The organism is Streptomyces sp. NPDC001157 (assembly GCF_053598255.1).
Genome location: NZ_JBSFJW010000003.1, coordinates 456,327 through 475,049 on the forward strand (window position 1 = coordinate 456,327; position 18,723 = coordinate 475,049).

Sequence of the window (18,723 nt, forward strand, 5' to 3'; positions counted from 1 at the left end):
ATCGTACCGGCAGTTTTCAGCCGCGCCCGAAGCAGGCCTCCAGCTCGTCAAGGTCGTAGAACTTGCTGCCCTCGGCGATCGGAGTGCAGCCCGCCTTGAAGGCCGTCTCCTTCTCGTTGTAGAGCATGCGGACCAGGTAGCGGTCGCCCTTCTGGAAGACGTCCCACTGGATGTTCGCGCCCAGCGGTGACACGTTCGCGCCGCGCCACGGGTTGTCGGCGTAGGTGTACGGCTGTCCCGGTGTCGCCGGCTTCGTGCTGCCCGGCAGGCCCATCAGGGCGGCCAGCGGGATGATCTCCTCGGCGTGGGTGAAGCGGAGTTCGGCGCCGAGGGTGCTCGTGCCGGCGCGCCTGGCCTCGGTCTGCTGGAAGAAGTCGTCGAGCAGGACGCCGGCCATCGTGTACGTGATGTCGCTGTCCGAGAAGCCGGGGCCCTTCTTGTAGAAGTCCTCGGCGTCGGCGAGGTAGCCGAACCAGGCGGCGTCGGAGTGCGAGAGGTAGCGCTCCATGTCCCAGCCCCTGCCGTCCGGGCTCTCCTCGCTCATCGCCGGGGCGATGGCGTACAGGTTGTAGACGGCCTGCGCGGCGGCGACCTGGTCGGTGCCGCTCAACCGGTCCACGAAGGCGGCCTTGAAGAGCCTGCGCAGGACGCTGTACGCGGCCTGGTGCGTCCTCGGCTGGTCGGTGATCGACTCCAGGGTGTCGGCCAGCCGCTTGTCGTGCGCGATGTAGTCGCGGTAGGCCGCGCCGCCGGCCGCCTTGTGGAAGTACAGCAGGTCCTTGTCGGTGCGGGTCGCGCCGATGAGGGGCTTCAGGTCCGGGTCGGTGTCCGCGAGGGAGGCCGCGTACAGGTTGCCGCTGTCGACGGCCCGCCCCTGCCCGGAGCTGACGACGTCGATCTTCTCGCCGTCCTTCGCGATCCCGGCGAAGAGGGAGGGCAGCCGCTTCGCCATGCGTACGGCCGTGTCGTGGATCTCCGCCTTGCCGCGGCCGCTCAGTTCGCCGTGGCCCACCTTCGCCATCGCGGCCTGCAGGGCCCGCACCTTCGGCCCGAACTCCTCGCCCCTGCCGGTGAGTTGGCCCGCGTCCTGCGCCTTGTCCCAGAGGGCGAGGATCAGGTCGCCGTCCTCGCTGTCCGTCGCGGCGCGGGAGCCGTGCCGGGAGACGTTCTCCGTGAAGACGGGCGTGAAGCCGACCGGGGGCTGCTGGTAGGTGCGGGGGTTCTGCTCGGGGGAGTACGGCGCCTTGGTGCCGTAGCTGTCGCGGTGTGCGGGCCGGTGCTGGTCGGCGGCCTGCGCGGGCAGGGCCGCGACCAGCAGGGTGCACAGCGCGAGGGCGGGGGTGACACGCTTCATGGCCGGATCGTCGGCGATGTTCGTGAACCCCCGGCCCTCACGGGGTTGAACCCCGGGTGGCTACGAGGTGGCCGGACCGCCCTGCATGTCCCGCTCCATGGCGAGCAGTTCCTCGTTCGGAACGGCGCCGCCGAAGCGGCGGTCGCGGGAGGCGAACTCGACGCAGGCCCGCCACAGGTCGCGCCGGTCGAAGTCCGGCCACAGCACGTCCTGGAAGACCATCTCGGCGTAGGCGCTCTGCCAGAGCAGGTAGTTGGAGGTGCGCTGCTCGCCGCTCGGCCGCAGGAACAGGTCCACGTCCGGCATGTCCGGGTAGTAGAGGTACTTGGCGAGGGTCTTCTCGTTGACCTTGGAGGGGTCGAGCCGCCCCGCCTTCACGTCCTCCGCCAGGGCCTGCGCGGCGTCCGCGATCTCGGCCCGCCCGCCGTAGTTCATGCAGAAGTACAGCGTCAGCCTGTCGTTGTCCTTGGTCTGCTCCTGCGCGACCTGGAGCTCCTTGGCGACCGACTTCCACAGCTTGGGCATGCGGCCCACCCAGCGCACCCGGATGCCGAGTTCGTCGAGCTGGTCGCGGGTCTTGCGGATGAAGTCCCGGTTGAAGTTCATGAGGAAGCGGACCTCTTCGGGCGAGCGCTTCCAGTTCTCGGTGGAGAAGGCGTAGAGGGAGATGTTGCCGACGCCCATCTCGACGGCGCCCTGCAGCACGTCCAGGACGCGCTCGGCGCCCACCTTGTGGCCCTCGGTGCGCGGCAGCCCGCGCTCCTTCGCCCACCGTCCGTTCCCGTCCATGACGATCGCCACATGGTTCGGGACGAGCTCGCCCGGCAGCTTCGGCGCGCGGGCACCGGACGGGTGCGGCTCCGGTGCCTTGTACTCGCGGCGCTGGCGTCCCAGGATCCCGCGTACGACCATGTGCTTCTCGTCTCCTCTTCGGGCTTACGTCTCTACGGGCCTATTTCTCTACGTAACGCAGCGAACGCAGCCCGCGTTCCAGATGCCAGTGCAGATAGGCGGACACCAGCCCGCTCCCCTCCCTGACATACCGCGGCTCGCACGCGTCCGCGGTCTCCCAGTCTCCCGTAAGCAGGGCGCCCAGCAGTTCCAGGGTCTGCGGCGAGGGTACGACGCTGCCGGGCACCCGGCAGTCGACGCAGACGGCTCCGCCGGAGGCCACCGAGAAGAACCGGTTCGGCCCGGGCATCCCGCACTTCGCGCAGTCGCTGAAGGTGGGGGCGTAGCCGTTGACGGCGAGGGAGCGCAGCAGGAAGGCGTCGAGGACGAGGTGCGGGGCGTGCTCGCCGCGGGCGAGGGTGCGCAGGGCGCCCACGAGCAGGAGGTACTGCTGCACCGCCGGCTCGCCCTCGTGGTCGGTGAACCGCTCGGCGGTCTCCAGCATGGCGGTGCCCGCGGTGTAGCGGGCGTAGTCGGCGACGATGCCGCCGCCGTACGGCGCGATGGTCTCGCTCTGTGTGCACAGCGGCAGTCCACGCCCGACCAGCTCACTGCCGCGCGCGAAGAACTGCACGTCGACATGGGAGAAGGGTTCGAGCCGGGCACCGAACTTGGACTTGGTACGACGAACACCACGAGCCACGGCACGCACGCGGCCATGACCACGGGTGAGCAAGGTGATGATGCGGTCTGCCTCACCGAGCTTCTGGGTCCGCAGCACGATGCCGTCGTCCCGGAAAAGACTCATCGCCGGCCCCCGCGGGGTTCCGGTCGGCCTTCGTCGCGGAACTGACTCATGAGGTCCATTCTCGCGTACGGCCGGGCTCAGCGGGCACGGTCGGGGTGACTGATGGTGTCCCAGGGGGCCAGGTTCCACGGGCTGGCGCGGTTCGCCGGGTCCAGGAGGGCGCGCAGATGTGCGTCGGCGGCGGACCGGGGGGCGGGGAAGGCCGCGTCCTGGGTGGTGCGCAGACCGTCCCGCCACACGGTCCGCCCCAGCAGGTAGTGCTCGGCGTACTCCTGCCAGGAGGCATACGTCCCCACCACGGCCGGCACGATGTTCTTCAGCGCGGTCCAGGCCTCGGCCTCGGTGATCATCCCGCCTCCGAAGCCGAGCCGGGCCATGTCGGCGTAGAGGGCGGCGTCCCAGGCGAGCGGCGAGACGCCGAGGAGCTGCTGGGCCCGGGCGCGGTAGCCGCTGCGTGCCAGTCCGTCCAGCCGGTCCGTCAGCTCCGTGCGCGAGGTGATCTCCCACTGCCCGGCAAGCCGGCCGCGGGCGCTGTCGTCATCGATCCGCGTGAACGGGTACAGGGTGGTCCGCGAGGCGCTGCGGTCCCGGCTGACCGGCGCGCTCAGCGACACCATCCACAGCTGGTGTGCCGTGAGCGGGTCGGGGTAGCGCGGCGGCCCGCGGCCTCCGCCATCTCCATATGCTCGACAGACTCATGCGCCCGCACCCTACTCAAGGCACTTCACCCCGGCTGCGGGCGTTGGCGTACGCGGTCGCCGCGCTCAGCCGCTCCGCCTGGGTGGCCCCGCGCACGGCAGCGGGATCGGCGTCCCACTCCCTGCCGCCCCCGTACGGTCTCAGTTGCACATACGGCCCCTCGTGCCCCATGACGATTCCCACCTTTCCAGTACGCGTGTCCACGACATGAGTCCCGACGGGCGGTTTCATTTCCTCTCCTTAACGACCGTAACGAACACGACTCATAATTGCGGGCACCGTGTTCGTTGCGCCTACAGCGTGCTCCCCTTTCCTTTTGAGTTTCACGCTTTTCGTCTCCGGCGCGGGTCGCTGCGCCTACACTCGGCTGGAGTCTGTGCTCCACAAGTGCTGGCCAGGGAGAGGTGGTTGGGCCATGGCCAACGCTTCGCACGCGTCATGGCTCGCAATCCGGGAGTTCGAGCAGGCCTTTCGAAAAGGCTCAGCCCGAAATCGCGATGCGCATTGACCAGGCCCTGCAAAACCGACGGTATTTTCGAGCGGTTGACGGAAAAAGCAGTCAGTCGGCCACCCGGCGCAGCCGGCGGCGGACGCTCCCCTGATCCGGCTCGGGTTCATGGTCCGGCTCCGTCGCCGCCCACAGCTCGTTGAACAGGTTGACGCGGTCCTCGACGTGCTCGTGCTTCATCCTCAGCATGGTCATGTCCGGCCGGACGTGATTGTCCGGCCGGGTCTCGTAGCTCAGTTCCCCGTCGAAGATGATGAAGTCCATCACCGTGCCGCCCGGATCAAGCTGCGACTGCACGCCTATACGCGCGTCGATGCCGTACCTGCGCTGGCGCGCACAGAGTTGTTCGAGGGCTTCGGTGACCTCCTCCGGCTCGTCCACGAGGAACAGCCGCCGGACCTCCACACCCCGGGTCTTGATGGCCTTCTCCTGCGCGCTGAGATACCGCTTCGCGGGCTCACTGGACCAGAAGTCCCGGTCGACGGTCGTGCTCGTGGCGTACAGGGTCTTCTTGACGCACAGGGCGAGGTCGATCAGCCACTCGTGGTTCTCGAACGAGGAGTCCGCTCTGCCGCTGATGAGGTCCTCCATCAGCTCGGCGAGACGTTTCAGCTCCTCCTCGGCGAAGCTCTTGACGATCCCCGGCGCCTCGTCACCGACCTGGGTGTACGCCTTGACCAGCCGGGTCACTTCCTCGGAGCGCAGGACGGAGCCGTCCACCTTGCTGAACAGCTCCGTCGCCTCGTTGATCTTGGCGAAGCTCTGGTCGACCGCGGCGCGCATCTCCGCATGGTGGTTGGCCAGGCTCTGCTTCATGTCGTCGATGTGCCGGCGCTGGCTCTCCTCCACCACCTCGAGGCGCTCCCCGAAGTCCACGAGGTACTGGACGATCAGCGTGGCGCTGCCGAGGACGATGGACGCCACCCACTGCCAGATGTCGTTGTTGTCGCCGTTCAGCAGGATGGTCAGCAGGAAGGCACCGCCCGCCGCCGACGCCGTGATCAGGATCTTCCAGAACAGCTTGGGTATGCCCTGCCGCTGCAGTCCCGCTCCGTGGTCCCCGGACCCTAACGACGCTCCGCTCATGTCTCTCCCCCGTCGGGTATGTGGTTGGTGCCGCCCCGCCCCTCAGCTCGTGCTCAGCGCCTGGTGCAGCAACGGTATGGCCTGGACGGCCAGTTGGTCCCGGATGCGCTGGACCAGGTTCTGCCACTGGCGTGTGAACCCCGGTTCCCGCTCCAGCACTTCCCACAGGTGGACCAGCGAGCGGTCCACCTGTGCGTGCGGCATCCACAGATGCAGCAGATGGTCGACGGCCGGGCGCAGCGCCTGGACCGCGGCGCGCCCGTCCGCCGCGGCGAGCCGACTGCTGTCCAGCATGTGCACCACCGTCGTCAAAAGCCAGTCGTGCAGCGCGAGGTCCTCGCACAGACCCGCGGCCGCGGACACCGGTGTGTCCTCCGGCAGCCGCAGCTCCACGGTCCGCAGCCCGTTCTCGGCCAGGGTGAACCTCGTCAGTTCCGCCCGCTCGCCCGCCGGGATCCGACGGGCGGCCCAACGCAGGTGCGTGCGACGGGACTTGAAGGGGACCTTGCGGTCGAGGAGCGGATGGCGCAGCAGCCGCGTCAGCAGGGACTCGGCGATCATCCCCAGGTCGAGTTCGCCGCGCCCGGCGCCACGCAGCACGCCCTGCGCGGTGGCCTGTTCGGGCAGCTTGCCGAAGGGCTCGACCACACCGGGCCGTACCAGGTAGTGCCCCCAGGGGCGGCGGGTGTCGGGGCCCGCGGCCGGTGCGCTGAAGTACGCGGTGGACTGCAGCAGCCGGCCCTCGGTGAGCGCCACGCGGGTGGCGACCGTGCCGACGGCCCGGACCTTGGCGCCGCTGGAGGTGGGCAGCCGGCAGTCCACCCCGGTCAGCACCTCCGGGGACAGGGCGTACAGGTTGGGCCGCTCGGAGACCCGGACGTGTTCGTCGGCGCGCAGCCTGAGCAGCTGGGCGGCGGCCCGGCCGTCCAGCGCCTGGAAGGACGGCAGCAGACAGGTACGTACCTCGCCGCAGGCGAGGACCGGGCGCGCGGGCTGTCCCGGGGCCGTCGTCATGTCAGGGTCCCTCGGTGGCAAGGGTGTTGACCGGCTCCTCGTAGAAGACGTACGTCGCGCGCTGGGCGACCGCGGCCGGGACCGCGAGCCCCTCCCGGGCCGAGCGCTCCGCGACCTGCCTGAGCGCCCCGGAGTCGACTTCCGTCTGGTCGAGGATGAGCCGTACGGCGTCCTCGACGGCCAGGAAGCGGTTCGGCATCAGGGTGCAGGTGCGGTAGGCGCTGAAGGCCGCCGCCTGCGGGTTGAGCTGGAGCAGGGGCGGCAGCCGGTCCCAGTCCTGCGGGAAGTCCTCGCCGTTCCAGGGGCGCGGGACGAGCACCGGCTCACCGAGGTGTCGTAACAGGCCCAGCCTGGCCAGCTGCCATACGGCGGCCAGGAACGGGCAGGACCACAGCCGCCGGCCGTCCTTCTCCGACCACAGCTCGACGTCCATGAAGACGGAGTGGTTGCGGGCCGCGGTCTCCTGGGGCGGCTGCCAGCCCCTGACCTCGCCCAGGGCGGCGCGCTTCGTGGTGGGGGTGCGCTGTCCGTTGGCGAGCCAGCCGGTCTGGCTGACGGAGGGGCGGGAGCCGTAGCTGCCCGGCGGCGGCGACTCGACCAGGCGGTGCATGACGGACTCGGCGAGTTCGATCCGGTCGGCGACCGCGCAACCCGACTCGCGGGCCAGGTAGTCGACGACCAGGCCGGCCTTCTCGGCCTCCTTGAGGACCAGCGGGACGAGCTCGGCGGGGGTGGAGAAGCGCGTGAAGTAGTCGTCGATGAGGAAACAGGTGCTGATACGGGGGCGCTTGCCGCCGGTGCGACGGGCGGCGGAGGCGCGGGCGGCGTCCACCCACAGCCGCACCTCGGCGAAGTGCTCGCGCAGTCGCTCGGGGCCCGCCTCGAAGTCCTCCATGTAGAGGTGGCCCAGCTCCAGGGAAAGATGGGCCAGCGGCACGGACTGGGTGCGGAGCTCCGCCGTGGTCTCCCGGAAGACGGCTTCGGTCACGCCTGCTCCCAGTACTTGTCGTCGGTGAGCCGGGCGGCCAGCCGGTTCAGCGCCCGCCAGGTCTCCATGTTGGCGATCTGGCTGTCCAGCACGTCCTCGTCGGTGATCAGCTGCTCCCGCCACTGCAGGACCGGTTCGAGGGGAATCGAGCCGAGGACCTGGCTGTAGCCGATGCCCTGCGTGGAGGCGAGTTGCTTGAGGTCGCTGTCGGTCTTGCGCATCCACGCCGACTGGGTGGGCGAGACCTGCGACCACAGCGGCGACTCGGGATCGGGTACGGCGGCCCGGACGAAGCGGATGGCGCCGCGCAGCGCCTCCTCCTCGTGGCCGCGGTCGACACCGCCGGCGACGATGCCGCGCTCGCCGAAGACCAGGCTCGCGGCGGCCGCCACATGCTGCCGGGTCCAGCGGTGGAAGACCAGCCAGCGGGCGGTGATCTCCCGCATCTCGGGCTGTGCGGTGGCCTCCAGGACCATGTCGACGGCGTAGGAGCGGCCGGCGCTGAGGTCCACGACGACCAGGTCGAACTCGTAGTAGAGCTTCATCAGCAGGTCGACGCAGAGCCGGACGTGGTCGCCGGTGGTGGCGAACTCGCCGCCGCCGACGTCGCCGGGCATCAGCACCAGACGGCCGCAGCCGGGCGGCGGATCGCGCAGCACCTGGTGCTCGGTGCTGGCCCACACGTCGATGCGCTCCGGTTCGCCGACCTCTCCTATCAGGTAGGAGTGCAGGCCGCGGTCCTCGACGGCCTCGCGGGCGTCGGCCACGTCGAAGACGGCCGAGGCGGTGGGCGAGCCGAAGTCGAAGTCCAGGTAGCAGACGTCGTCCCCGGCCAGCGCACGGTGGTAGGCGAGGTTGGCGCTGGTGACGGAGCGGCCCGTGCCCCCCTTGTCGGAGGCGGCGAAGATCAGCACGCGGTCACCGTCCCTGGGCCGCGGCTTCACGCGCCCGGGTGAGCGAGTCGAGCTGTCCCAGCACGTCGAGCGCCAACGCGTAGGCGGTGCCCGGCTGTTGGTCCAGGAGGCTGCGGGCGCGGCGCAGCTTGACCTCGATGTTCCTGAGTTGCATGCCGTGCCGGCCGTCGTCGGTGGGCGCGGGTTCCATCTGTTCGTTGCCGAGCAGGTGGGCGGACTCGCTGAGCAACGCCCCTGCCAGCTCGGTGAGTTCGGGGCTGCGGACCGGGGGCTGCCGGTACATCTGGTGGACCTGGACCATCACCTCGGCGACGCGCTCGGTGATGTTCCACGACACCGGCACCTTGCGTGTGACGATCTCCGCCTCGGGATAGGCGGCGTGGACGTAGTCCCACAGGCCGGTGCCCTCGCCCTCCCGGATACGGCGGCGCCACATGTGGTCGAAGACGTCCTCGGCGAGCCTGAGCAGCCGGTCGTGCGAGTCGAGGTTGCGGGAGAGCGCACGCAGCTGGATGGTCCGCTTCAGCAGCTGGGCCGAGAAGTCGTGCAGGGACCACACCATCGGCGGGCCGAGCCGCTCGCTGCCCTGCAAGGGCAGCTTGACGCCCGCGTTGTGCAGTTCGAAGACCGTGCGGTCGTCGCGGGTCATACGGCTGGTGATGCGGCCGCGCTCGGCGAGGCGTTCCATGACGGCGACCGTGCGGGCCAGGTCGTCGTCGGTGGCCCGGCGGCGCATCAGGTCGTGGACGAGGATGGCGGCGACGGAGAGGGAGAAGTACTCGGACTCCAGTTCCTGTCCCGTCGTACGCCAGGGGATGTCCTCCAGGGGCCAGCGGTCGGCGTCGAAGCGGGCGATGCCCGACCAGTACTGCTGGGTCAGCTCCCAGCGCAGCCGCAGCGCCTCGGCGAGCTTCTGCTGTTCGGCGTTGAGCAGGCCCAGGGTGAGGGTGCGGTCGGAGAACAGGTCCTGGATACCGTCCAGGGCGACCACGGTGAAGTAGAGATACGGCACCGGGTCCGCGGCGCCCTTGGGCTGCGGCCCGATGGGTTCGTCGGTCTCGACCTCGGGGGCGTCCTTCACCAGGCTCCAGGACCAGCCGCACTCGAAGAACTGGTTCTCGTCCTTGAGGCCCGCCTGGACGTCGATACCGAGGGTGAGGCTCTCCGCGATCGCGGCGCGCAGCGCACGGAAGCGGCTCTGGTACATGCTCAGCACCTGCCGCTGCGACAGCCGTCCCTGGCCGAGGAGTTCGACCAGGTTGCGGCCCTGGGCGGAGTCGGCGTCGAAGGCGTTGACGGTGAAGGAGCGCAGCAGGCTCACCATGGCGGCGGTGAGCCGGTTGCTGGTGGCCGCGCGCAGCTCGGCGATCGTCTCCTGGATGTCGGTGCGTCTGGTCCTGGTCTCGTAGACCTTGAGGAAGCCGAGCGTGGCCAGGCAGAGGGTGATCGACATGGAGAAGGAGTCGACCACGCCGAGCTGACGCTGTTCCTCGGTGGGCTCCCCCTGGGCCTTGTCCTGGGATCCGAAGTAGTAACCCCCGGCGAAGGTGGGCCTCTTGTCCTCGCCTGTGTGGGTGCGCATGAACTCGGACGCGGCCTTGACGAGGTTGGCCGGGAGGTCGAGCCGCCCACCGGCCTTCCTCAGGGCCTGCTGGACGTCCTCCTGTGTGGTGTCGGGGTCGTCCAGCCGGAAGGCCGGGATCTCCGTGGCCGGGTACAGCAGGCAGAGCAGCCGCTCGGCATCGGCGACGCTGCTCTGTCCGCCCCACTCGCCCCAGTCCCACTGCTCCCGCTCGAAGGAGTGGCGGGCGATGGCCTGCCAGATGTCCAGCAAATGCTGGCGTGGCTTGATCTGCATCCCATGCCCCTCACACAGGCCGCACTGCCGTCACTTGAGGAATATCCCTTTTCTGTTGTGAAGATTCTTCGCCATGGAGAACCCCGATCGGACAACCACTGGTCAAGCGGCCGGAATGCCTGCGTCCGTATTCCGTCGCCAACCGTAGGCCAGGATCATTCCCGAATACCCGTCGCGCACACCTGCCGCGGACTTGAGCCGGTGCACCTCGAAGTCGTCACGCGCGAATGGTGCGAGACTCGCACGCACCCGGGACTCTCCCACGTCACAGGCCGGGAAGAACTCCTCTCCGGCGTGATAGCCCTTCGAATGTTCCATGAAGGCGGCGGCGAAGGGGGCACCGGGGGCCAGGGCGCACATGAAGCGCTTGACTCCCAGGTCGAACTCCTGGTGAGAGGTGGTCATCGACTCGGCGACGAAGAACATGGTCCCCACGGACCAACGCCCGCCGAAGCGCTCCAGCCCGAAGATGTTGCCCTGCTCGACCTTGACGACCTTGCGGAACCGCTCGCGGGGGTCCAAGTAGAGGGAGCCGTACGCCTCGTGCTCGCACAGGACCTTCCAGAACGGGTCCCAGTTCTCGTCGTAGCCGCCCGCCTGACGCTCCAGGTACTCCACGTTCGCGAGCGAGTGCTCGAAGAGTGTGATCTCGTCGCACCAGGGCAGCATGGAGAGCGCGGGATAGAGATTCGCTCCGGCGCCCACGTCGATGCCGTAAACCGGCCCGACGCCCTGCTTCCGGAAATGAGCGCCGAAATGACCTCGGATGATATGCAGGATCTCCTCGTCCTCCGCCTGTAAGAAGCGGTAGTTGTGCCGAACGTAGGCGATCGGGTCGAATGAGTCCCAGGGCGCGTCCGCATTTTTCACCTGGGCATCCCCCGACGATCTCAAGGTCATTTACCTACGGTACCAACACCGGGGGCCCTCCGGATCCCCCTGAGGTCAATGTCCCGAGAATTACGTCATGTCCCCGGCAGGACGACGGGGCGCACTGGGGGCGCACCGTGGCGAATGCATTCCCGCGGCCTGATCCGGCCTTGAACGGCCGGATTGTCCCGCTCAAGATGGTCGGAACTCTGCCGAACACACCAGAAAGGCAGACACCAGGCGTCTCACCCGTACCACTCGTACGGGTGTCAACGTACCCTTGACTCCCAACCCGCAGGGGGCGGTATGACGGCTCTTCCAGAGAAACGTTTTCCTTCCACGGCCGACCGCACCGACCGCCCCCTGACCATGAGGGGCGTCGTCGAGGCCGACCTGCCGGAACTGCACCGCGTCGACCGGGAGGCCTTCCCCGAGGAGCCGTACCACTACTTCGAGCTGCGCCAGAGTTACGACATCCACGGCGACCGCATCCTCGTTCTCGACGACGGCCGGAACCTGCACGGCTACGTCCTGTTCGTCACCACCTCGGACGGCTACGTGAACTGGATAAAAAGCCTCGCCGTCACCCCCGAGCTGCGCGGACGCGGGCTCGGCCGGCGGCTGATGCTGGAGGTGATACGCCGGTTGCGCACCGAGGGCGTCCACCAGGTCCGCCTGACGGTGGAGCCGACGAACGCGGCCGCGATCACGCTGTACCGGTCGCTGGGCTTCTCGTTCGAGGGCGGCGTCCGCAAAGGCTACTTCGGGCCCGGGGAGGACCGCTTGATCATGGCGCTGGGACTGTGAGTCGGGAGATCAGGGGGAATTAGGGGGAACCAGGGGGGATCAGGGGGACACGAGTCCCGCCTCGTAGGCCATGATCACCAGCTGGACCCGGTCCCGCGCGTCCAGCTTGGTGAGGAGGCGGGTGAGGTACGTCTTCGCCGTGGCCACGCTGATGCACAGCTCGGCGGCTATCTCGGCGTTGGACATCCCGCTGCCGACCAGGGTGAGGACCTCGCGTTCACGGTCCGTGATGGCCTTCAACTCCCGTCGTCCTAGGGCCGGTTCGGGGCGGGAGGCGAAGTCGTGGATCAGGCGGCGGGTCACGCTCGGCGCGATCAACGCGTCGCCCGCCGCCACCACCCGTACCGCGCCGATGATGTCGTCCAGCGCCATGTCCTTGACCAGGAAGCCCGCCGCACCGGCGCGCAGCGCCCCGTAGACGTGGGCGTCGTCGTCGAAGGTGGTCAGGACGACCACCCGCACCTCGGTCTGTGTCTCCGTGATGCGGCGCGTCGCCTCGATGCCGTCCATCCCCGGCATGCGGATGTCCATCACGACCACGTCGGGGGCGAGTTCACCGGCCAGCCGTACCGCGTCCTTCCCCGTCGCCGCCTCGCCGACGACCTCCACGTCCTCGATGTCGGCCATGACCATGCTCAGTGCGGTGCGGATGAGTTCCTGGTCGTCGACGAGGAGGACCCGGATCGTCGGGGCCGCGGTCATCGGACGGCCACCGGGAGCGGCAGGCGGGCCGTCACGCGGAAGCCGCCCTCGGGGCGCGGGGCCGCCGTGAACTCACCGTGCAGCAGGGCCACGCGCTCGCGCATCCCGGCCAGGCCGAACCCGGTGTCGGTGGCACTGCCGTGCCCCTGCCCGTCGTCCGTGATCTCCAGGGCGAGTTCGTCCTCGCGGTAGTCGAGGGTGACCCGGCACGCGCGTGTGCCCGCATGCCGTACGACGTTCGTGACCGACTCCTGGACGATGCGGAACGCCGACAGGTCGATGTCCGGGGGGAGTTGGCGTGTCTCGCCGAGGCGCCGCACCTCCACTCGGACCCCCGCCGCCGTGGTCGTGGCCGCCAGTCGGTCCACGTCCGCCAGGCCCGCGGGGACGGCCTCGGGAGTCTGTCCCTCGTCCGCCGCCCGCAGCGCGACCAGCATGCGGCGCAGGCCCGCCAGGGTCTCGCGGCCCTCGTTCTCGACCGCCCGCATGGCGTCGAGCGCCGCCTCGGGGCGGGTCGTCGCCACGCGGGACGCCGCACCCGCCTGGAGGGCGATGATCCCGATGCTGTGGGCGACGGTGTCGTGCATCTCGCGGGCTATGCGCAGACGTTCGGCGGTGACCGCCTGGGCCGCATGCTCGGCGCTGAGGCGTTCGGCGTGCACGCGGGACTGGTGCGCCGAGTTGCCGAGCAGCCAGACGATCACGGTGACCAGGGCGACGGCCAGTTCGGCGGAGGTGCCGGCGGGCCAGTGCCGCAGCATCCGTACGGCTATGTACGTGATCAGGGTGCCGATCGCCATGGCGAGGGCGATGAGGGCGATGCGCCGAGGGTGGGCGACCGCGACGAAGTACAGGACCACCATGGTCGTGAGGTACTGGTTCATCGGCAGCAGGTCGACGCCGAGGGTGGTCGTCTCGAAGACTCCGGCAAGGATCGCCAGAGTGGTCGCGAGGAGCGGCCTGCGCTGCAGCAGCCGACCGGCCTGGAACGCCAACGCGGTCGACACCGCCAGGAACGACAGGCCGTCCCAGCGGTACAACTGGGCCGCCGGCCACTGGGACGGCACCGACTCGCCGGGCAGCCGGACGGTCGTCAGCAGGGTGAACAGCGTGCTCGCGGTCCACACGATCGCCGTCCACCCGGCCGGCGACACGCGTTTGAGCAGGGGCGGCGGAGGCGAGGTGGCGGGCATGCCGTGATCGTAGGCGCCGGCCGCGGTGCGGTCATCGGACCGTGGACGTACAACCAGGGTCGACAGTCGCCTCGTACGAGTGTCAGCGACCGGCCGATGCCCGGGACGGGCCGTCCACGCAACCGTGGTCCACATGATCGAAGTCGAGCAGCTCACCAAGCGGTACGGCCCCACGACCGCCGTACGCGATCTCTCCTTCACCGTCCGCCCCGGTCATGTCACGGGCTTCCTCGGCCCGAACGGCGCGGGCAAGACGACGACCCTGCGGATGCTGCTGGGGCTCGTCGAACCGAGCGCCGGTACCGCCACGATCGGCGGACATTCCTTCCGCCGCCACCCGCGCGGGCTGCGGCATGTCGGCGCCCTCCTCGACGCCCATGACGTGCACGGCGGGCGCAGTGCGCGGGCGCATCTGCACGCGCTGGCCCGCAGCAACCGCATCCCGCGGGCGCGGGTGGACGAGGTGCTCGCCGAGGTGGGGCTCACCCAGACCGCCGCCCGGCGCCGGGTCGGCTCGTTCTCGCTGGGGATGAAGCAGCGGCTCGGCATCGCGGCCGCGCTGCTCGGGGATCCGCCGGTGCTGGTGTTCGACGAGCCGCTCAACGGGCTTGATCCTGAAGGTGTGTTGTGGGTGCGCGGGCTGTTCAGGAGGCTCGCGCACGAAGGCCGTACCGTCTTCGTCTCCAGTCATCTGATGTCCGAGATGGAGAACACCGCCGACGAGCTGATCGTCATCGGGCGCGGGGAGCTCATCGCCGCCGAGAGTCTCGTCGAGTTCGCCGCGCGCGGGACCGCGCCGACCGTGACGGTGCGCTCGCCGCACGCGGGCGCCCTGGCCGTCGTACTGGAGTCGGAGGGTGCGGTGGTCGCACCGTACGACGAGGAGACGCTGAAGGTGGACGGGGTGAGCGCCGTCCGGGTCGGTGAGCTGGCGCACGAACACCGCTTTTTGCTCTGGGAGTTGACCACGCAGGTGGCCTCGCTGGAGACGGCCTTCATGGAACTGACCGCCGACAGCGTCGAGTACGCGGCTGGAGAGACCCGATGACCACCTTCGCCCTGCCAGCCTCCCGCTTCACGGACCTGCTGGCCGCCGAGTGGATCAAGCTCCGTTCCCTGCGCTCCACTTACTGGGCCTTGGGCTGCGGTGCGCTGGCCGTCGTCGGCTTCAACGCGAACGCGGCCCGCGCCGACTACGTCAACTATCCGGAGTACGGCGGGCCGATCCGCGAGGACTTCGTGTACTGGGCGCTGCGGGACGCCTTCACCGCGGGGTCCGCCATGATCCTGGTGCTGGTGTGCGCGAGCATCGGCGCGATCACGATCGTCGGGGAGTACGCGACGGGCCTGGTCCGTACGACGTTCACCGCCGTGCCGGACCGACGCGCCGTGATGGCGGCCAAGGTGGTCGTGCTGACGGCGGTCATGACGGTGTTCGGGGCGCTCGTCGCGGCCGCCTCCTACGCCTCCTCACAGGCCATCCTCGACGGGCGTGGCCTGGGCGTGCCGATCAGCCATCCCGGCGCCTGGCGGGTGGTCGTGGCGTCGGCGCTGCTCGCCCCGGTGTGTGCGCTGGCCGGCATGGGGCTGGGCGCGGTCATCCGGCACAGCGCCACGACGATGGTGCTGACGACGTTCGTCCTGCTGCTCCTGCCGTCCTTCGTCACGGACCGCTACCACTGGACGGCGTCGGTCCGCCACGCCTTTCCGCTCAACGCGTGGGAGCGGATCGTGGACGTGGGCTTCGGGCGGTCCCACATGCTGGTCCCGAAGTATCCGGCGACCGTCGGGGGCGGGTGGGTCGTGTTCACGGTGTGGGCGGCGGTGGCGGCCGTCGTGGCGGTGGTGGTCGTGGACCGCCGGGACGTATGAGAAACCCTGCGTACGGTCGGGGGTAAACCCCCCTGTCGACAAGGCAGTTGACCGGATGGGATGCGAAGTCGGCATCCGGGAGTCTCGTGTCCATGAAGGAGATCACGAAAAGCGCGGCCCTGATCGCCGCCGCCTCCGGCATCGTCTTCGGTGCCCTCACGCCCCTCACCGCGTCCGCCGCCGAGGAACCGCTCAAGTGGACCAGGTGCGCAGGCAGCGGCCTCGACCCCCGTCAGCAGTGCGCGACCCTCGAAGTCCCCCTGGACTACGCCCACCCCGGCGGCCGCACGATCGACATCGCCGTCTCCCGCATCCCCGCCGAGAAACCGTCCGCCCGCCGGGGCGCCCTGCTGCTGATCGCCGGCGGGCCGGGCGGCACCAGCCTGGCCGACCCTTCGGGAAAGGGGCAGAAGCTGCCGCAGGACGTCCGGGACGCCTACGACCTGATCGGGTTCGCACCGCGCGGCAACGCGCCCTCCACGGCGGTCGGTTGTGGCCTCGACCATGGCGATCTGGCCCTGTCGAAGCTGCGCCCGTGGCCCGCCCCGGACGGGTCCGTCACCGAGAACATGACCACCGCCCGACGGGTGGCCACCGCCTGCGCGGCGGGCGGCGGCGAGCTGATGCGCCACATCACCACCAAGGACAACGCCCGCGACATCGACCGGATCCGCGCCGCGCTGGGTGAGCGCAGGTTGTCCGCCTGGGGCGTCTCGTACGGCACCTATGTGGGCGCCGCGTACAGCGAGATGTTCCCGCGGCGCACCGACCGCATCGTGCTGGACAGCAACGACAACCCCGACCCGGTACGGGCGGAGCGGGCCTGGGTCGCCGCGTACGAGGTGGGTGTCGAGGACAACTTCCCCGAGTTCGCCAAGTGGGCCTCCGCGCCCGGCAACCCGAACCGCCTGGCCGGCACGGCCGCCGAGGTCCGCCCGCTCTTCCTTCGCCTCGCCGCCCGCCTGGACCGCGAGCCGCTGCCCTGGCCGGGCGCCAACCCGGAGGAGCTGAACGGCAACGTGCTGCGCCAGACGATGCTGGACAGCCTCGCCGACCCCGGCGGCTACCCCGCCCTGGCCAAGCTGATCGCAGCCGCCCTGAAGGGCACCGTCCCGCCCGCACCGGCGGCCCCGCCGGAGGGGGCCATGCAGAACCGCGTGGCAGTGAGCGCCGCCACCATCTGCAACGACGCCGCCTGGCCGCGTGATGCCGCCACCTACCGGAAGGGCGTCGCCGAGAGCCGCGCCAAGTACCCGCTGACCGCGGGCATGCCGAGGAACGCGCTGGTGTGCGCCGCCTGGCCGTGGCAGCCGAAGGAGCCTCCGGTACGGATCACCGACCGGGGCCCGTCCGACGTCCTGCTCGTCCAGAACGAGCGCGACGTCGCGACCCCCCTGAGCGGCGCCCTGAAACTCCGCGAGGCGCTCGGCCGCCGCGCGGTCATGGTCACCAACCACGCCACCGGCCACGAGGCCTACCTCGCCAACGGCACGAGGTGCGGCGACGAGACGGTCTCCCGCTTCCTGGCGACGGGCGAACGCCCGCGGCAGGACGTCTACTGCCGCTGAGCACTCCCCTGCCCCACCGCAGCTCCGGACGCCCGGACCGCACCTCCTGATCGCCGCCCTGAACCTTCCTCGCCATCCGGTGGACGCCGTGGACGGCCGGTGGCAACCGCACCAGCCAGTACCAGGAGCCGGTGAGGACGGTCAGGACAAGCCCGATGATCCCGGCCGCCGGAAGCACCGCACCCGCCAGGACGGCGGCCATCCCCGCCCTGAAGAGGTCGCGCGGATCCGCCTGCGAGACCGCCCGGTACGCCACGTCGACGCGGGCCTCGAACTCCTCCCCCCGTCAGCAGCTTTGTGCCCGGCGTGCACAGGTCCTCCCGTACTGACGCGCCAGCGCGTGGAACGCCTCCTTCGGCTCCCAGTGCCAGCCCGAACGGGGGTCGTCGGGGCGGTCCTTGATGGTCTTCGTGATGCTGTAGCTCGCCATGTCGAGGTCGTAGCGCGGGTTGTCGGTGCGGTGCGGGGCGTCCGGGGCGACGAACTCGAAGGCCATCGCCGCGTACAGGCCCATCGACTCGAAGACGTCCAGCAGGCCGGTCAGATAGGTGGCTTGGGTGTGTTCGCTGCGGACGAGGTGGCCCTTGATCTCCTCGGGGTCCTTGTCGTGGTCGACGACGTTCCAGCCCATGCCGCCCGCCTCCGGGGCGCCGACGTAGGTGCAGGTCCCGAACTCGGTGATGGCGAGGGGCTTGCCCCAGCGCAGGTATCGCCTCAACTCCCGTACATAATCGGAGTGTTGACGGAAGTACGAGTAGTAGTCGATGCCGATGATGTCGAAGAGCCGCCAGTCGACCTTGTCGTCCTGGGCGGCGGCATAGCTCAGTCTGCCGTGGAAGACGGACCGGCCCACCGCCGCCGCCTTCGCCGTGAAGCGGTCGAGGCGGCGCTGCATCTTCACGGGGTCGAAGTCGCCGTTCAGCATGTTCTGTACGCGCTCCAGGACCGTCTCCCCCGGCACGATCCCGGGCACCAGCAGCCAGAACTCGCAGCCCACGCTGAAGTCGACGCTCGCGCCCTGCCGCCGCAGCCGCTCCGCGAACCGACCGCACTCGGCCAGGTGCTCCAGGGTGTCCCGCTGCGGGGCGTCCGCGAGGGTCGGCTGGAGCCAGACGTGCAGCCCCCGCTCGGCGGCCTCGGCGGCGGTGGCGGTGAGGCGTTCGACGCCGTCGCCGGTGACGTCGACGGTGTCGGCGTGCAGCCGGTCGCGGATGGCGCGGATGTCCCGGCGCATCCGGGCCGCGCGCCACGCGGTCCCCGGCGTCTCGCCCTCGCCGACGGTGTAGACGACACCGCGGTGCCGCAGACCACGGCCGGTCGCCGCGGCCGGGCCGGCCGGCAGCACCGCCGCCGACAGACCTAGGCCGTTTCCTTTGGATCACCTCGCCGACCAGATGAAGATGGCGGCGAGGTGGAGTCCCGCGAGGTAGACGGTCGCGGTCTTGTCGTAGCGGGTTGCCAGGCCACGCCACTGCTTGAGTCTGTTGATGCAGCGCTCGACCGTGTTGCGTTGCTTGTAGGCGTCGCGGTCGAAGGCCGGTGGTCTGCCGCCGTGGCTGCCGCGCCGTTTGCGGTGGGCGGCCTGGTCGGA

Annotated in this window: 18 protein-coding genes and 1 pseudogene; 4 read left to right on the forward strand and 15 right to left on the reverse strand. The window is 69.9% G+C overall.

What is annotated here, in order from left to right; translation table 11 throughout:
• Positions 1-16: 16 nt before the first annotated feature.
• The 11 genes from ACWDAG_RS08180 to ACWDAG_RS08230 all read right to left on the reverse strand — a co-directional run bounded on the left by ACWDAG_RS08180 (position 17) and on the right by ACWDAG_RS08230 (position 11,020).
• The gene (locus tag ACWDAG_RS08180) at positions 17-1,354 is read right to left on the reverse strand and encodes a histidine-type phosphatase (protein ID WP_450694772.1); all 1,338 of its coding nucleotides are present in this window, start codon (positions 1,352-1,354) and stop codon (positions 17-19) included.
• A gap of 60 nt (positions 1,355-1,414) precedes the next feature.
• Positions 1,415-2,266, reverse strand: a complete 852-nt coding sequence (locus ACWDAG_RS08185) for an isoprenyl transferase (protein ID WP_450694773.1) — start codon at positions 2,264-2,266, stop codon at positions 1,415-1,417.
• Between the two features lie 40 nt (positions 2,267-2,306).
• Positions 2,307-3,053 carry a DNA repair protein RecO gene (gene recO / locus ACWDAG_RS08190; RefSeq protein WP_344402374.1) on the reverse strand — a complete coding sequence of 249 codons (747 nt, stop codon included), beginning with the start codon at positions 3,051-3,053 and terminating at the stop codon, positions 2,307-2,309.
• A gap of 77 nt (positions 3,054-3,130) precedes the next feature.
• The gene (locus ACWDAG_RS08195; RefSeq protein ID WP_450694774.1) at positions 3,131-3,670 is read right to left on the reverse strand and encodes a DUF1266 domain-containing protein; all 540 of its coding nucleotides are present in this window, start codon (positions 3,668-3,670) and stop codon (positions 3,131-3,133) included.
• A gap of 97 nt (positions 3,671-3,767) precedes the next feature.
• Positions 3,768-3,983, reverse strand: a complete 216-nt coding sequence (locus ACWDAG_RS08200; protein WP_030933991.1) for a hypothetical protein — start codon at positions 3,981-3,983, stop codon at positions 3,768-3,770.
• Positions 3,984-4,311: 328 nt separating this feature from the next.
• Positions 4,312-5,346: a DUF6879 family protein gene (locus ACWDAG_RS08205; RefSeq protein ID WP_450694775.1), complete on the reverse strand. Its 1,035-nt coding sequence runs from the start codon at positions 5,344-5,346 to the stop codon at positions 4,312-4,314.
• A gap of 42 nt (positions 5,347-5,388) precedes the next feature.
• Positions 5,389-6,360, reverse strand: coding sequence for an SCO2521 family protein (locus tag ACWDAG_RS08210; RefSeq protein WP_450694776.1), 972 nt, complete (start codon positions 6,358-6,360; stop codon positions 5,389-5,391).
• Position 6,361: 1 nt separating this feature from the next.
• Complete coding sequence (locus ACWDAG_RS08215) at positions 6,362-7,348, reverse strand: SCO2522 family protein (RefSeq protein ID WP_450694777.1); 987 nt, start codon at positions 7,346-7,348, stop codon at positions 6,362-6,364.
• Positions 7,345-8,262, reverse strand: coding sequence for an SCO2523 family variant P-loop protein (locus ACWDAG_RS08220; RefSeq protein ID WP_450694778.1), 918 nt, complete (start codon positions 8,260-8,262; stop codon positions 7,345-7,347). Before ACWDAG_RS08220 ends, ACWDAG_RS08215 begins: the two co-directional genes overlap by 4 nt.
• 4 nt (positions 8,263-8,266) lie before the next feature.
• Positions 8,267-10,120, reverse strand: a complete 1,854-nt coding sequence (locus ACWDAG_RS08225; protein WP_450694779.1) for an SCO2524 family protein — start codon at positions 10,118-10,120, stop codon at positions 8,267-8,269.
• A 102-nt stretch (positions 10,121-10,222) separates the two neighbouring features.
• The gene (locus ACWDAG_RS08230) at positions 10,223-11,020 is read right to left on the reverse strand and encodes an SCO2525 family SAM-dependent methyltransferase (protein ID WP_450694780.1); all 798 of its coding nucleotides are present in this window, start codon (positions 11,018-11,020) and stop codon (positions 10,223-10,225) included.
• Between the two features lie 276 nt (positions 11,021-11,296).
• Between ACWDAG_RS08230 and ACWDAG_RS08235 the strand changes: the two genes are divergently transcribed.
• On the forward strand, positions 11,297-11,797 hold the full coding sequence (locus ACWDAG_RS08235) for a GNAT family N-acetyltransferase (protein ID WP_450694781.1): 501 nt from the start codon (positions 11,297-11,299) through the stop codon (positions 11,795-11,797).
• A 39-nt stretch (positions 11,798-11,836) separates the two neighbouring features.
• On the opposite strand, the gene ACWDAG_RS08240 is transcribed toward ACWDAG_RS08235, so the two are convergent.
• Together ACWDAG_RS08240 and ACWDAG_RS08245 are read right to left on the reverse strand one after the other, a co-directional pair.
• Positions 11,837-12,499: a response regulator gene (locus ACWDAG_RS08240; RefSeq protein ID WP_450694782.1), complete on the reverse strand. Its 663-nt coding sequence runs from the start codon at positions 12,497-12,499 to the stop codon at positions 11,837-11,839.
• The gene (locus ACWDAG_RS08245) at positions 12,496-13,692 is read right to left on the reverse strand and encodes a sensor histidine kinase (RefSeq protein ID WP_450694783.1); all 1,197 of its coding nucleotides are present in this window, start codon (positions 13,690-13,692) and stop codon (positions 12,496-12,498) included. Before ACWDAG_RS08245 ends, ACWDAG_RS08240 begins: the two co-directional genes overlap by 4 nt.
• A gap of 133 nt (positions 13,693-13,825) precedes the next feature.
• On the opposite strand from ACWDAG_RS08245, the gene ACWDAG_RS08250 reads away from it, so the two are divergent.
• The 3 genes from ACWDAG_RS08250 (at position 13,826) to ACWDAG_RS08260 (ending at position 17,132) form a co-directional block, all read left to right on the forward strand.
• Positions 13,826-14,740, forward strand: a complete 915-nt coding sequence (locus tag ACWDAG_RS08250) for an ABC transporter ATP-binding protein (protein WP_450694784.1) — start codon at positions 13,826-13,828, stop codon at positions 14,738-14,740.
• Entirely contained in the window at positions 14,737-15,564 is an 828-nt protein-coding gene (locus tag ACWDAG_RS08255) for an ABC transporter permease (protein WP_450694785.1), read from the forward strand. The genes ACWDAG_RS08250 and ACWDAG_RS08255 overlap by 4 nt, the downstream gene beginning before the upstream one ends.
• 92 nt (positions 15,565-15,656) lie before the next feature.
• The gene (locus tag ACWDAG_RS08260; RefSeq protein WP_450694786.1) at positions 15,657-17,132 is read left to right on the forward strand and encodes an alpha/beta hydrolase; all 1,476 of its coding nucleotides are present in this window, start codon (positions 15,657-15,659) and stop codon (positions 17,130-17,132) included.
• Between the two features lie 286 nt (positions 17,133-17,418).
• Here the strand turns inward: ACWDAG_RS08260 and ACWDAG_RS08265 are convergent, their stop codons facing one another.
• Positions 17,419-18,489: an abortive phage infection protein gene (locus tag ACWDAG_RS08265; protein WP_450694805.1), complete on the reverse strand. Its 1,071-nt coding sequence runs from the start codon at positions 18,487-18,489 to the stop codon at positions 17,419-17,421.
• Positions 18,490-18,510: 21 nt separating this feature from the next.
• Positions 18,511-18,723, reverse strand: a pseudogene (locus ACWDAG_RS08270) (IS5/IS1182 family transposase); the annotation flags it as partial.